The sequence below is a fragment of the Pseudomonas sp. R1-6 genome, assembly GCF_051132115.1.
Taxonomy (GTDB): domain Bacteria; phylum Pseudomonadota; class Gammaproteobacteria; order Pseudomonadales; family Pseudomonadaceae; genus Aquipseudomonas.
The window spans coordinates 3,429,328-3,443,218 of sequence record NZ_CP071662.1; the positions used below are offsets into that span (position 1 = coordinate 3,429,328).

The window sequence follows — 13,891 nt, forward strand, 5'->3', positions numbered from 1 at the left end:
ACGCCCGCTGACACCGGGCCAACGAAGAACTTTGAACCATGGCCACTATCCACGTAGACGGCAAAGAGCTCGAAGTCGATGGCGCAGACAACCTGTTACAGGCATGTCTGTCGCTGGGCCTCGACATTCCTTATTTCTGCTGGCACCCCGCCCTTGGCAGCGTTGGCGCCTGTCGCCAGTGCGCGGTCAAGCAGTACACCGACGAGAACGACAAGCGTGGTCGGATCGTCATGTCCTGCATGACCCCCGCCACCGACGGCAGCTGGATCTCCATCGACGACGAAGAAGCGAAAGTGTTTCGCGCCAGCGTCGTCGAATGGTTGATGACCAACCACCCTCACGACTGCCCGGTCTGTGAGGAAGGCGGCCATTGCCACCTGCAAGACATGACCGTGATGACCGGCCACAACGAGCGCCGTTATCGCTTCACCAAGCGTACCCACCAGAACCAGGATCTCGGCCCGTTCATTTCCCACGAGATGAACCGCTGCATCGCCTGCTACCGTTGCGTGCGTTTCTACAAGGACTACGCCGGCGGCACCGACCTGGGCGTGTTCGGCGCCCACGACAACGTCTACTTCGGTCGCGTTGAAGACGGCACCCTCGAAAGCGAATTCTCCGGCAACCTCACCGAGGTCTGCCCGACCGGTGTGTTCACCGACAAGACCCACTCCGAGCGCTACAACCGCAAGTGGGACATGCAGTTCGCGCCAAGCATCTGCCACGGCTGCTCCAGCGGTTGCAACATCAGCCCGGGCGAGCGTTACGGCGAACTGCGCCGTATCGAAAACCGCTACAACGGTTCGGTGAACCAGTACTTCCTGTGCGACCGTGGCCGTTTCGGCTATGGCTACGTCAACCGCAAGGATCGCCCGCGCCAGCCGCTGCTCGCAAACGGCGCCAAGCTGAGCCTGGACGAAGCCCTGGACAAGGCCGCCGAGCTGCTGCGCGGACGCAACATCGTCGGCATCGGTTCGCCTCGCGCCAGCCTGGAAAGCAACTACGCCCTGCGTGAGCTGGTCGGTGCCGAGCACTTCTACAGTGGCATTGAGGCCGGCGAGCTGGAACACATCCGCCTGGTGCTGCAAGTGCTTAAGGACAGCCCACTGCCCGTGCCGACGATGCGCGACATCGAAGACCACGACGCAGTGTTCGTCCTCGGCGAAGACCTGACCCAGACCGCCGCCCGCATGGCCCTCGCCCTGCGCCAGTCGGTCAAGGGCAAGGCCGAGGACATGGCCGACGCCATGCGCGTCCAGCCATGGCTCGACGCCGCCGTGAAGAACATCGGCCAGCACGCGCTGAACCCGCTGTTCATCGCCAGCCTCGCTGAAACCAAGCTCGACGACGTGGCCGAAGAATGCGTCCACGCCGCTCCGGACGATCTGGCGCGCATCGGTTTCGCCGTGGCCCACGCCCTGGACGCCAGCGCCCCGGCCGTCGACGGCCTGGACAGTGAAGCAGCCGCCCTCGCCCAACGCATTGCCGACGCCCTGCTGGCCGCCAAGCGACCACTGATCATCGCCGGCACCTCCCTGGGTTCCAAGGCGCTGATCCAAGCCGCGGCCAACATCGCCAAGGCACTGAAGCTGCGCGAGAAAAATGGCTCCATCAGCCTGGTTGTACCTGAGGCCAACAGCCTCGGCCTGGCCATGCTTGGTGGCGAATCGGTCGACGCGGCGCTGCAAGCGGTGATCGACGGCAACGCCGACGCCATCGTCGTGCTGGAGAACGACCTGTTCACCCGCACCGACAATGCCAAGGTCGATGCCGCCCTGAGCGCCGCCAAGGTCGTGATCGTCGCCGACCATCAGAAAACCGCCACCACCGACCGCGCCGACCTGGTGCTGCCGGCGGCAAGCTTCGCCGAAGGCGACGGTACGCTGGTCAGCCAGGAAGGCCGCGCCCAGCGCTTCTTCCAGGTTTTCGACCCGCAGTACCTGGACGCCAGCATTCTGGTCCACGAAGGCTGGCGCTGGCTGCACGCCCTGCGCGCCACCCTGCTGAACCAGCCGATCGACTGGACGCAACTGGACCACGTCACGGCCGCCGTTGCCTCGAGCACTGCGCAACTGGCCGGTGTGGTCGACGCCGCGCCGTCCGCCGCGTTCCGCATCAAGGGCCTGAAACTGGCTCGCGAACCGCTGCGCTACTCCGGTCGCACCGCGATGCGCGCCAATATCAGTGTCCACGAACCGCGTACTCCGCAGGACAAGGACACCGCGTTCGCCTTCTCCATGGAAGGTTACTCGGGCTCCGCCGAACCGCGCTCGCAAGTGCCGTTCGCCTGGTCGCCGGGCTGGAACTCGCCGCAGGCCTGGAACAAGTTTCAGGACGAAGTCGGCGGCCACCTGCGCGCCGGTGATCCGGGCACTCGCCTGATCGAAAGCCAGGGCGATGGCCTGGGCTGGTTCGCCAGCGTCCCACGTGCCTTCAACCCGGCACCGGGCACCTGGCAGGTCGTGCCGTTCCATCACCTGTTCGGCAGCGAAGAGAACTCTTCCAAGGCCGAGCCGGTGCAGGAGCGCATCCCGGCCGCCTACGTGTCGCTGGCCAAGTCCGAAGCCGATCGCCTGGGCGTCAACGACGGTGCCCTGCTGAGCCTGAACGTGGCTGGCCAGACCTTGCGTCTGCCGCTGCGCATCAATGAAGAACTGGGCGCCGGCCTGGTGGCCCTGCCGGCTGGCCTGGCGGGTATTCCACCGGCGATTTTCGGCAAAACCGTCGACGGTCTGCAGGAGGCAGCGCAATGAGCTGGTTCACCCCTGAAGTGATCGCCGTGATCCTGACGGTCCTCAAGGCCATCGTGGTCTTGCTGGCCGTGGTGGTCTGCGGCGCGTTGCTAAGCTTCGTCGAACGTCGCCTGCTGGGCTGGTGGCAGGACCGCTACGGTCCGAACCGCGTCGGCCCGTTCGGCATGTTCCAGATCGCCGCCGACATGGTGAAGATGTTCTTCAAGGAAGACTGGACGCCACCGTTCGCCGACAAGGTGATCTTCACCCTGGCACCGGTCGTGGCCATGAGCGCCTTGCTGATCGCCTTCGCGGTCATCCCTATCACCCCGACCTGGGGCGTGGCGGACCTGAACATCGGCCTGCTGTTCTTCTTCGCCATGGCCGGCCTGTCGGTGTACGCGGTGTTGTTCGCCGGTTGGTCGAGTAACAACAAGTTCGCCCTGCTCGGCAGCCTGCGGGCCTCGGCCCAGACCGTGTCCTATGAAGTGTTCATGGGCCTGTCGCTGATGGGCATCGTGATTCAGGCCGGCTCGTTCAACATGCGCGATATCGTCGAGTACCAGGCCCAGAACCTGTGGTTCATCATTCCGCAGTTCTTCGGCTTCTGTACGTTCTTCATCGCTGGCGTGGCCGTGACTCACCGTCACCCCTTCGACCAGCCGGAAGCGGAACAGGAACTGGCCGACGGTTACCACATTGAATATGCCGGCATGAAATGGGGCATGTTCTTCGTAGGCGAGTACATCGGCATCATCCTGATCTCGGCACTGCTGGTGACGCTGTTCTTCGGTGGCTGGCACGGTCCGTTCGGCATCCTGCCGCAACTGTCCTTCGTCTGGTTCGCCCTGAAGACCGCGTTTTTCATCATGCTGTTCGTTCTGTTGCGCGCCTCGATCCCGCGCCCACGCTACGACCAGGTGATGGATTTCAGCTGGAAATTCTGCCTGCCGCTGACCCTGATCAACATGCTGGTGACCGCTGCGATCGTTTTGATGAACGCGCCCGCGGCCGCGGTTCAGTGAGGATTTGACCCATGTTCAAATATATTGGCGACATCGTTAAGGGTACCGGTACCCAACTGCGAAGCCTGGTCATGATCTTCGGCCATGGCTTTCGCAAGCGCGACACCCTGCAATACCCGGAAGAACAGGTCTATCTGGCGCCGCGTTATCGCGGGCGCATCGTCCTGACCCGCGACCCTGACGGCGAAGAGCGCTGCGTGGCCTGCAACCTGTGCGCCGTGGCGTGCCCGGTAGGCTGCATCTCGCTGCAGAAAGCCGAAACCGAAGACGGTCGCTGGTACCCGGACTTCTTCCGCATCAACTTCTCACGCTGCATCTTCTGCGGCTTGTGCGAGGAAGCGTGCCCGACCACCGCGATCCAGCTCACGCCGGATTTCGAAATGGCTGACTTCAAGCGTCAGGACCTGGTGTACGAGAAAGAAGACCTGCTGATTTCCGGTCCCGGTAAAAACCCTGATTACAACTTCTATCGTGTTGCAGGTATGGCCATTGCCGGTAAGCCGAAAGGCGCCGCGCAGAACGAAGCCGAACCGATCAACGTGAAGAGCTTGCTGCCTTAAGGAAGAAAGATGGAATTCGCTTTCTATTTCGCATCGGGTATCGCGGTGGTGTCCACGCTTCGTGTGGTCACCAACACCAACCCCGTGCACGCCCTGCTCTACCTGATCATTTCGCTGATCGCCGTGGCCATGACCTTCTTCGCCCTCGGCGCGCCGTTCGCCGGGGCCTTGGAAGTGATCGCTTACGCCGGCGCCATCATGGTGCTGTTCGTGTTCGTGGTGATGATGCTCAACCTCGGCCCGGCGGCGATCCAACAGGAACGCGCCTGGCTCAAGCCTGGCATCTGGGCGGGGCCGGTGATTCTCGCCGCCCTGCTGCTGGGAGAACTGCTGTATGTGCTGTTCGCCCACCAGAGCGGCCAGGCCATCGGCCACACCACCGTAGACGCCAAGGCCGTGGGCATCAGCCTGTTCGGCCCGTATCTGCTGGTGGTCGAACTCGCCTCGATGCTGCTGCTTGCCGCAGTCGTCACGGCGTTCCATTTGGGCCGTAATGAGGCGAAGGAGTAATCACATGCCTGCTATCCCTCTCGAGCATGGTCTGGCGGTTGCCGGCATCCTGTTCTGTCTCGGTCTGGTCGGCCTGATGGTCCGCCGCAACATTCTGTTCGTGCTGATGAGCCTGGAGGTGATGATGAATGCCTCCGCCCTGGCCTTCATCGTTGCGGGCGCTCGCTGGGCGCAACCGGATGGACAGATCATGTTCATCCTGGTGATCAGCCTGGCAGCCGCCGAGGCCAGTATTGGCCTGGCGATCCTGTTGCAGCTGTATCGCCGCTTCCACACTCTCGATATTGACGCTGCCAGCGAGATGCGCGGATGAACCTTCTTTTCCTGACTTTCATATTTCCCCTCATCGGTTTCCTGCTGCTGTCGTTCTCCCGTGGACGCTGGTCGGAAAACCTTTCGGCGCTGGTTGGCGTGGGCTCCATCGGCCTGTCTGCCATCGTTACCGCGTATGTGATCTGGCAATTCAACGTCGCCCCGCCGGAAGGTGGCGCGTACGTGCAGGTGCTGTGGCAGTGGATGGCGGTGGAAGGCTTCACGCCGAACTTCGCCCTTTACCTGGACGGCCTGTCGGTGACCATGCTCGGCGTGGTGGTCGGCGTGGGTTTCCTGATCCACCTGTTCGCCTCGTGGTACATGCGCGGTGAAGCCGGTTACTCGCGCTTCTTCGCCTACACCAACCTGTTCATCGCCAGCATGCTGTTCCTGGTGCTCGGCGATAACCTGTTGTTCCTGTACTTCGGCTGGGAAGGCGTGGGCCTGTGCTCGTACCTGTTGATCGGTTTCTACTACAGCAACCGCAACAACGGTAACGCCGCGCTCAAGGCCTTCATCGTGACCCGCATCGGCGATGTGTTCATGGCCATCGGCCTGTTCATCCTGTTCCAGCAGCTGGGCACGCTGAATATCCAGGAATTGCTGGTCAAGGCGCCCGAGCACTTCAAGGCCGGCGACTTCTGGATCGTCCTGGCGACCCTGATGCTGCTGGGCGGCGCTGTCGGCAAATCCGCGCAACTGCCGCTGCAGACCTGGTTGGCGGACGCGATGGCGGGCCCGACGCCGGTTTCGGCACTGATCCACGCCGCGACCATGGTCACCGCCGGTGTCTACCTGATCGCCCGTACCCACGGCCTGTTCGCCCTGGCGCCGGACATCCTGCACCTGGTCGGCCTGGTTGGCGGCGTGACCCTGGTGCTGGCCGGTTTTGCCGCGCTGGTACAGACCGACATCAAGCGCATCCTCGCCTACTCGACCATGAGCCAGATTGGCTACATGTTCCTGGCCCTGGGCGTCGGTGCCTGGGAAGGCGCGATCTTCCACCTGATGACCCACGCCTTCTTCAAGGCCCTGCTGTTCCTTGCTTCCGGTGCGGTGATCGTTGCCTGCCACCACGAGCAGAACATCTTCAAGATGGGCGGCCTGTGGAAGAAACTGCCGTTGGCCTATGCCAGCTTCATCGTGGGTGGCGCGGCCCTGGCGGCCCTGCCATTGGTCACCGCCGGCTTCTACTCCAAGGACGAGATCCTCTGGGAAGCGTTCGCCAGCGGTAACCAGGGTCTGCTTTATGCCGGCCTGGTGGGTGCGTTCATGACCTCGCTGTACACCTTCCGCCTGATCTTCATCGCATTCCACGGTGAAGCCAAGACCGAAGCCCACGCCGGCCACGGCATTGCCCACTGGCTGCCGCTGTCGGTGCTGATCGTGCTGTCGACCTTCGTCGGCGCCATGATCACCCCACCGCTGGCCGATGTGCTGCCGCAAAGCGTCGGCCATGCCGGCGGCGAAGCCAAGCACAGCCTGGAGATCGCCTCGGGCGCCATCGCCCTGGCGGGTATCCTGCTGGCTGCCCTGCTGTTCCTCGGCAAGCGTCGCTTCGTCACGGCCATCGCCAACAGCGGCATCGGGCGTTTCCTCTCGGCCTGGTGGTTCGCTGCCTGGGGCTTCGATTGGATCTACGACAAACTGTTCGTCAAGCCATACCTTGCGATCAGCCACATTCTGCGCAAAGACCCGCTCGACCAGACCATTGGCCTGATCCCGCGCATGGCCAAGGGTGGCCACACTGCCCTGAGCCGTACCGAGACCGGTCAACTGCGTTGGTATGCGGCTTCCATGGCGGCTGGCGCCGTGCTGGTTATCGGCGCCATCGTGCTGGTAGCGGTCTGATATGAACCTTGCGAACTTGCGAAAGGAAACGAGCCCGTCATGATTCTGCCCTGGCTAATCCTGATCCCCTTCATCGGCGGCCTGCTGTGCTGGATGGCGGAGCGTTCCAGCTCTACCCTCCCGCGCTGGATTGCGCTGCTGACCATGTCCCTGGAACTCGCGCTCGGCCTCTGGCTGTGGGCGACCGGCGACTATTCATTCGCACCGGCCCCTGGCGCCGATCCGACCTGGGCACTTGAATTCAAGCACGCCTGGATCGAGCGCTTCGGCATCAGCGTGCACCTGGCCCTCGACGGCCTGTCGCTGCTGATGATCCTGCTGACCGGCTTGCTGGGTATTCTCTCGGTGCTCTGCTCCTGGAAAGAGATCCAGCGTCACGTCGGTTTCTTCCACTTGAACCTGATGTGGATCCTGGGCGGTGTCGTCGGCGTGTTCCTGGCGCTGGACCTATTCATGTTCTTCTTCTTCTGGGAAATGATGCTGGTGCCGATGTATTTCCTCATCGCGCTCTGGGGTCACAGTTCTTCGGACGGCAAGAAGACGCGGATCTACGCAGCGACCAAGTTCTTCATCTTCACCCAGGCTTCCGGCCTGATCATGTTGGTGGCGATCCTTGGCCTGGTCCTGGTGAACTTCAATAACACCGGCGTGATTACTTTCAACTACGCCGACCTGTTGAAAGTAGAGCTGTCGCGCACCACCGAGTACGTGCTGATGCTGGGCTTCTTCATCGCCTTCGCGGTGAAGCTGCCGGTGGTGCCATTCCACTCCTGGCTGCCCGACGCCCACGCCCAGGCGCCGACGGCCGGTTCCGTGGACCTGGCCGGTATCTTGTTGAAGACAGCGGCCTACGGCCTGCTGCGCTTTGCCTTGCCGCTGTTCCCGAACGCCTCGGCCGAGTTTGCGCCGATCGCCATGACCCTGGGCCTGATCGGTATTTTCTACGGTGCGTTCCTGGCCTTCGCTCAGACCGACATCAAGCGCCTGATCGCGTTCTCCAGCGTTTCGCACATGGGCTTCGTGCTGATCGGGATCTACTCCGGTAGCCAGTTGGCCCTGCAAGGCGCGGTGATCCAGATGCTGGCCCACGGCCTGTCGGCTGCGGCGCTGTTTATCCTCAGCGGCCAGTTGTACGAGCGCCTGCATACCCGGGACATGCGTGAAATGGGCGGCATCTGGTCGCGCATCGCCTACCTGCCGGCCATCAGCCTGTTCTTCGCAGCCGCTTCCCTGGGCCTGCCAGGCACCGGCAACTTCGTCGGCGAGTTCCTGATCCTGATCGGCTCGTTCGTCAGCGCGCCATGGATCACCGCGATTGCCACGTCCGGCCTGGTGTTCGGTTCGGTCTACTCGCTGATCATGATCCACCGCGCCTACTTCGGTCCGGCCAAGTCCGATGAAGTGCTGCGCGGCATGGACGGTCGCGAACTGATCATGGTGCTTGGCCTTGCGGTGCTGCTGGTTTACCTCGGCGTCTATCCGCAGCCATTCCTCGACACTTCCGCCGCCACGATGCATGGCGTGCAGCAGTGGCTCGGCACCGCCTTCTCTCAACTCGCTTCGGCCCGGTAAGAGCGCTATGGAATTCACGATTCAACACTTTATCGCGCTTGCGCCGCTGTTGATCACCAGCGCCACGATCATCGTGGTGATGCTGGCGATCGCCTGGCGTCGCAATCACGCACAAACCTTCCTGCTGTCGGTGGCGGGGCTGAACCTGGCCCTGCTGTCGATCCTGCCGGCCCTGAAAGTCGCGCCCCTGGCGGTCACGCCACTGATACAGATCGACAGCTTCGCCTGCCTGTATATGGCGCTGATCCTGGTCGCCACCCTCGCCTGCGTCACCCTCGCCCACGCCTATCTGGGTGATGGGGGCTCGGGTTACCCGGGCAACCGCGAAGAACTGTACCTGCTGATCCTGATGGCCGCCGCCGGTGGCCTGGTCCTGGTCAGCGCACAGCACCTGGCGAGCCTGTTCATCGGCCTGGAACTGCTGTCGGTGCCGGTTTATGGCCTGGTGGCCTACGCCTTCTTCAACAAGCGCTCCCTGGAAGCCGGCATCAAGTACATGGTGTTGTCGGCCGCCGGTTCCGCGTTCCTGTTGTTCGGCATGGCCCTGCTCTACGCTGAAGCCGGCACCCTGAGCTTCGTCGGTATCGGCCAGGCCCTGGCGGCCACCGGCCTGCCTAGCCCGATCGCTCAACTGGGCCTGGGCATGATGCTGATCGGCCTGGCGTTCAAGCTGTCGCTGGTTCCGTTCCACCTCTGGACCCCGGACGTCTACGAAGGCGCCCCGGCGCCCGTGGCGGCGTTCCTCGCCACCGCATCGAAGGTGGCGGTGTTCGCGGTCATGGTGCGTCTGTTCCAGATCTCGCCAGTGGCCAGCAGCGGCGTGTTGAGTAACGTGCTGACCATCATCGCCATCGCGTCGATCCTGTTCGGTAACCTGCTGGCGCTGACCCAGAGCAACCTCAAGCGTCTGCTGGGTTACTCGTCCATCGCCCACTTCGGCTACCTGCTGATCGCTCTGATCGCCAGCAAGGGCCTGGCCGTGGAAGCCATTGGCGTGTACCTGGTCACCTACGTGATCACCAGCCTCGGCGCTTTCGGCGTGATCACCCTGATGTCCTCGCCGTACAACGGCCGCGACGCCGATGCCCTGTACGAATACCGTGGCCTGTTCTGGCGCCGTCCGTACCTGACCGCCGTGCTGACCGTGATGATGCTGTCCCTGGCCGGCATCCCGCTGACCGCCGGCTTCATCGGCAAGTTCTACATCATTGCCACCGGCGTCGAGGCTCACCAATGGTGGCTGGTCGGCTCCCTGGTGCTGGGCAGTGCCATCGGCGTGTTCTACTACCTGCGCGTCATGGTCACGCTGTACCTGATGGAACCGAACCTGCGTCGCCACGATGCCGAGTTGCACTGGGAACAAAAGGCAGGCGGCGTCATGCTGCTGGCCATCGCCGTATTGGCGTTCTTCCTGGGCGTGTACCCGCAGCCGTTGCTGACCCTGGTTCAGCAGGCTGGTCTGACCGGCTGATAGCTGAAGCGTCATCGATGACAAAATGCCCGTATCGTGAGATGCGGGCATTTTTTTTGGGATGCAAGTTTGAATTTGCAAGAACCGTGGCGGGGGAGCTTGCTCCCGCTCGATTCAGTAGGAGCTGGCTCCTACACCGCTCCTACACAGCTTCTACCGGCGCAGCCCAGCGTGAGCAAGTTCTCTGTCACAGATGCACTCCTGCAGAAGGGACTATGCTCAAGCGCTATTGTGCCTTTGAAGGAGATCCAGCGTTGAATGTGGATATTGATTGCATGGTCGTCGGCGCAGGCGTCGTCGGCCTGGCCGTGGCGCGGGAGATGGCGCAGGCCGGGCATGAAGTGCTGGTGATCGAAGCAGGCGATGCCATCGGCGCGGGCATCAGCTCGCGCAATTCGGAAGTGATCCATGCCGGGCTGTATTACCCGCCCGGCAGCCTCAAGGCGCAGCTGTGTGTCGAAGGCCGGCGACGACTGTATGACTACTGCGCCAGCCACGGCGTCCAGACTCGCCGGCTCGGCAAACTGATCGTGGCGAAGGACCAAGCACAACTGGCCGAGCTTGAAAAGCTTCTGGCGCGCGGCCTGCTCAACGGCGTGGACGACCTGCGCCTGCTCGATAAAAAGCAGGCACAGGCGCTGGAGCCGGAGCTGTCCTGTGTTGGCGCGCTGTACTCGCCCTCTACCGGTATCGTCGACGCCCACGCCTTGATGTTGGCATTGCAGGGGGATGCCGAGGCGGCGGGCGCCAACGTGGTGTTTCGCACGCCCTTGCTAGAGGCTCGTGTTGTCGACGAGGGCTTCAGCCTGACATTGGGCGGCACGGCGCAGATGACGTTGTCGTGCCGCCGCCTGATCAACGCCGCCGGCCTCCAGGCCCCTGCCCTCGCCCGCCGGATCGAGGGTCTGGCCCGGCAGTGGATTCCCGATGGTTACCTGTGCAAGGGCAACTACTTCCAACTGGCCGGGCGGGCACCATTCCGCCATTTGGTCTATCCGGCGCCAGAAGCCGCTGGCCTGGGCATTCATATGACGCTCGATCTGGCGGGCCAGGCGCGTTTCGGTCCTGACACCGAATGGGTCGAAGCAGAAGACTACCGAGTGGATCCGGCCCGGGCCGAAGCGTTCTACCAGGCCATTCGAAACTACTGGCCGGGCTTGCCCGACCGGAGCCTGCAACCCGCCTACAGCGGCATTCGCCCGAAAATCTCCGCCCCGGGGGAACCGGCCCGGGACTTTCTTATCAGCGCTGAAACCGAGCACAAGGTGCCGGGGCTGATCAACCTGTTCGGTATCGAATCCCCGGGGTTGACGTCCTGCCTGGCACTGGCGGAACGGGTCAGGCAATCGATCGACTACCGCTGACGGCCTTGGCAGCGCAAAGTGCAACGCGTTTTGATGGTGACTCTTGCAGCCTGCACGATAGCGAAACTGGCAAAAAACATAAGCCACTGATTTTTAAGTAATTAATAAAGCGGCTCGGCTGGCACGACGGATGCACCTGTCATGTTACGTGGCGTCGGCGCTCGAAGCCGGCCCGCATCCGTGAATGACCGAGGAGCAGCACATGAACGCCATCGACCTGTTGAAAGCCGACCATGAACGCGTCAAAGCCATTCTCACTCAATTGAGTGAGTCCACTGATCGCGCGGTCAAGAAACGCACCGAGCTACTGGCGAAGCTGGAAATGGAAGTCACCATCCACACCCGCCTGGAAGAAGAAATCCTGTACCCGGCCTTCAAGCAGGAAGGCGGCAAGGAAGAAGCCGAGATGTATTACGAAGCCAAGGAAGAGCACCGCACCGTCGATTCGCTGGTGCTGCCCGACCTGAAAGCCACCGACCCTTCCCAGCCTGAATTCGCGGGGCGCGTCAAAGTGGTGAAAGAGCTGCTGGAGCACCACATCGAGGAAGAAGAGAAAGAAATGTTCCCTCAAGCCAAGAAGGTGCTGGGCAAGGCCAAGCTGGACGCCTTGGGCGAGCAGATGGAAACCATGAAAGCGCAGTACAAGAAAGAACTGAGCAGCGCCAACCTCGCCGCTTGATCCATGGCCGCGAACGCTTCAACCACCGATCGGTTTGAAGCGTCGCGGCCTTCATATCATCTGCTCGCGCAAGAATTCCACCAGCGCCTGCACCGGTCGCGAAGCCTGACGGTGTTGCGGATAGACCGCCGACAGCGTCAACGGCTCGGTTTCAAACCCCTCCAGTACCTTGACCAGGCGACCATCCTTTAGCGCATCGCCGACGATGAAGGTTGGCAGATACGTGATCCCCATCCCGGCAATCGCCGCATCCCTGAGCAGGTCGCCGTTATTGGCCCGCATCCGTCCCACTACTTCCAGGACCAGCGGTTTGCCATGCCCCTCGAAACGCCACTGCACCTGACGGCTGTGTCCATAAGGCAAACAGTCGTGATTGCGCAGGTCTTCAGGTCGTATGGGTGTGCCTTTGTCTGACAGATAAGCCGGGCTGGCGCAGTACACCCGTTCGATGCTCGCGATGCGCCGGGCGATCAGCGTTGAATCCTCCAGCACGCCGATCCTCAGTGCCAGGTCATAGCCTTCCCCCAAAAGGTCAACCGAGCGGTCGCTCAGGTCCACTTCGACGCTGACATCCCGGTAGCGTTGCAAGAACAGCGGCAGCAGGCTGCCCAGGTGCGCCACGGCGAATGACAACGGCGCGCTGAGCCGGATGGTCCCACGCGGCTCGCTGGTCTGGCCGCTGATACCCTGCTCCACTTGCTCGACTTCGCTGAGCAGGCGCAACGCCGCTTCGTAGTAGCGCTGGCCGAGCGGCGTGACATCCAGCCGACGGGTCGAGCGATTGAGCAGGCGCACCCCCAGGCGTTGCTCCAGCTCCATGAGCTTGCGGCTGACGAATTGCTTGGACAGCCCGAGCTTGTCCGCTGCGGCGGTGAAACTGCCCGACTCCATGACCTGGGCAAAGATGCGCATCTCTTCGAAGGGGTTCATTGTCATTCCGTGGGTGGACAGTCAGGGGGATGAGTTGGGCATTGTGGTCTTGGTGAGTCTGATTGCCTAGCTGTTGAATGTGCCGCCGCCATCGCGAGCAAGCTCGCTCCCACAATGTTCGAGTCGTCACAAAACCTGTGGGAGCGAGCTTGCTCGCGATGGCGGTGGGTCAGCTGCAAGGCTCTGATGCCGGGCACAAAAACGCCCGCACAGAGCGGGCGTCGTCGAGCAAGGGCCGCTTACTTGGCCGTCAGTGCCGAGTAGCTGTTCATCAGGTTGCGGTAGTTCGGAATGCGCTGGGACAGCAGGTTGCCCAGGCCTTCGATGTCGTTGCGCCAGTCGCGGTGCAGCTCACAGGCCACCGAGAACCAGTTCATCATCTGCGCGCCAGCAGCAGTCATGCGTACCCAGGCAGCTTGTTGCACGGTTTCGTTGAAGGTACCCGAAGCGTCGGTAACGACGAACACGTCGAAGCCTTCAGCCAGCGCCGACAGGGTCGGGAACGCCACGCAGACATCGGTCACCACGCCGGCGATGATCAGTTGCTTGCGGCCGGTGGCCTTGATCGCCTTGACGAAGTCTTCGTTGTCCCAGGCGTTGATCTGGCCTGGACGGGGGATGTACGGCGCGTCCGGGAACATTTCCTTGAGCTCCGGCACGATCGGACCGTTGGGGCCTTGTTCGAAGCTGGTGGTCAGGATGGTCGGCAGTTCAAAGAACTTCGCCAGGTCGGCCAAGGCCAACACGTTGTTCTTGAACTCGTTGGGCGAGAAGTCCTGGACCAGGGAAATCAGACCGGTCTGGTGATCGACCAGCAGGACGACCGCGTCGTCTTTGTTCAGACGGTTGTAGGCGGGAACGTTGCTCATGGGGTGACTCCTTTGG

Annotated in this window: 12 protein-coding genes; 10 read left to right on the forward strand and 2 right to left on the reverse strand. The window is 62.4% G+C overall.

Going from position 1 to position 13,891, the window contains the following annotated elements:
- Positions 1 to 38 precede the first annotated feature (38 nt).
- From nuoG to J3P81_RS15425, 10 genes are all read left to right on the forward strand, one after another.
- Positions 39 to 2,753: an NADH-quinone oxidoreductase subunit NuoG gene (gene nuoG / locus J3P81_RS15380; protein ID WP_434559595.1), complete on the forward strand. Its 2,715-nt coding sequence runs from the start codon at positions 39 to 41 to the stop codon at positions 2,751 to 2,753.
- Positions 2,750 to 3,757: an NADH-quinone oxidoreductase subunit NuoH gene (gene nuoH / locus J3P81_RS15385; RefSeq protein ID WP_039592869.1), complete on the forward strand. Its 1,008-nt coding sequence runs from the start codon at positions 2,750 to 2,752 to the stop codon at positions 3,755 to 3,757. Before nuoG ends, nuoH begins: the two co-directional genes overlap by 4 nt.
- A gap of 11 nt (positions 3,758 to 3,768) precedes the next feature.
- The gene (gene nuoI / locus J3P81_RS15390; RefSeq protein ID WP_215005602.1) at positions 3,769 to 4,317 is read left to right on the forward strand and encodes an NADH-quinone oxidoreductase subunit NuoI; all 549 of its coding nucleotides are present in this window, start codon (positions 3,769 to 3,771) and stop codon (positions 4,315 to 4,317) included.
- Positions 4,318 to 4,326: 9 nt separating this feature from the next.
- Complete coding sequence (nuoJ, locus tag J3P81_RS15395) at positions 4,327 to 4,827, forward strand: NADH-quinone oxidoreductase subunit J (protein ID WP_186609331.1); 501 nt, start codon at positions 4,327 to 4,329, stop codon at positions 4,825 to 4,827.
- A 4-nt stretch (positions 4,828 to 4,831) separates the two neighbouring features.
- Positions 4,832 to 5,140, forward strand: coding sequence for an NADH-quinone oxidoreductase subunit NuoK (gene nuoK / locus J3P81_RS15400; RefSeq protein WP_003180046.1), 309 nt, complete (start codon positions 4,832 to 4,834; stop codon positions 5,138 to 5,140).
- Positions 5,137 to 6,990 carry an NADH-quinone oxidoreductase subunit L gene (nuoL, locus tag J3P81_RS15405; protein ID WP_420765863.1) on the forward strand — a complete coding sequence of 618 codons (1,854 nt, stop codon included), beginning with the start codon at positions 5,137 to 5,139 and terminating at the stop codon, positions 6,988 to 6,990. The genes nuoK and nuoL overlap by 4 nt, the downstream gene beginning before the upstream one ends.
- A 39-nt stretch (positions 6,991 to 7,029) precedes the next feature.
- Positions 7,030 to 8,562 carry an NADH-quinone oxidoreductase subunit M gene (nuoM, locus tag J3P81_RS15410; protein ID WP_434559597.1) on the forward strand — a complete coding sequence of 511 codons (1,533 nt, stop codon included), beginning with the start codon at positions 7,030 to 7,032 and terminating at the stop codon, positions 8,560 to 8,562.
- Positions 8,563 to 8,569: 7 nt separating this feature from the next.
- A complete protein-coding gene (nuoN, locus tag J3P81_RS15415) occupies positions 8,570 to 10,033 on the forward strand; it encodes an NADH-quinone oxidoreductase subunit NuoN (RefSeq protein ID WP_186609337.1) in 1,464 nt (487 codons plus the stop codon).
- A 254-nt stretch (positions 10,034 to 10,287) separates the two neighbouring features.
- Positions 10,288 to 11,397 carry an NAD(P)/FAD-dependent oxidoreductase gene (locus tag J3P81_RS15420; RefSeq protein ID WP_434559599.1) on the forward strand — a complete coding sequence of 370 codons (1,110 nt, stop codon included), beginning with the start codon at positions 10,288 to 10,290 and terminating at the stop codon, positions 11,395 to 11,397.
- A 202-nt stretch (positions 11,398 to 11,599) separates the two neighbouring features.
- The gene (locus J3P81_RS15425) at positions 11,600 to 12,076 is read left to right on the forward strand and encodes a hemerythrin domain-containing protein (RefSeq protein ID WP_420765859.1); all 477 of its coding nucleotides are present in this window, start codon (positions 11,600 to 11,602) and stop codon (positions 12,074 to 12,076) included.
- A 51-nt stretch (positions 12,077 to 12,127) separates the two neighbouring features.
- Here J3P81_RS15425 and J3P81_RS15430 read toward each other — a convergent pair whose 3' ends face one another.
- Positions 12,128 to 13,006, reverse strand: coding sequence for a LysR family transcriptional regulator (locus tag J3P81_RS15430; protein WP_420765858.1), 879 nt, complete (start codon positions 13,004 to 13,006; stop codon positions 12,128 to 12,130).
- 239 nt (positions 13,007 to 13,245) lie between these two features.
- The gene (ycaC, locus tag J3P81_RS15435) at positions 13,246 to 13,875 is read right to left on the reverse strand and encodes an isochorismate family cysteine hydrolase YcaC (RefSeq protein WP_014337664.1); all 630 of its coding nucleotides are present in this window, start codon (positions 13,873 to 13,875) and stop codon (positions 13,246 to 13,248) included.
- Between the last annotated feature and the right edge of the window lie 16 nt (positions 13,876 to 13,891).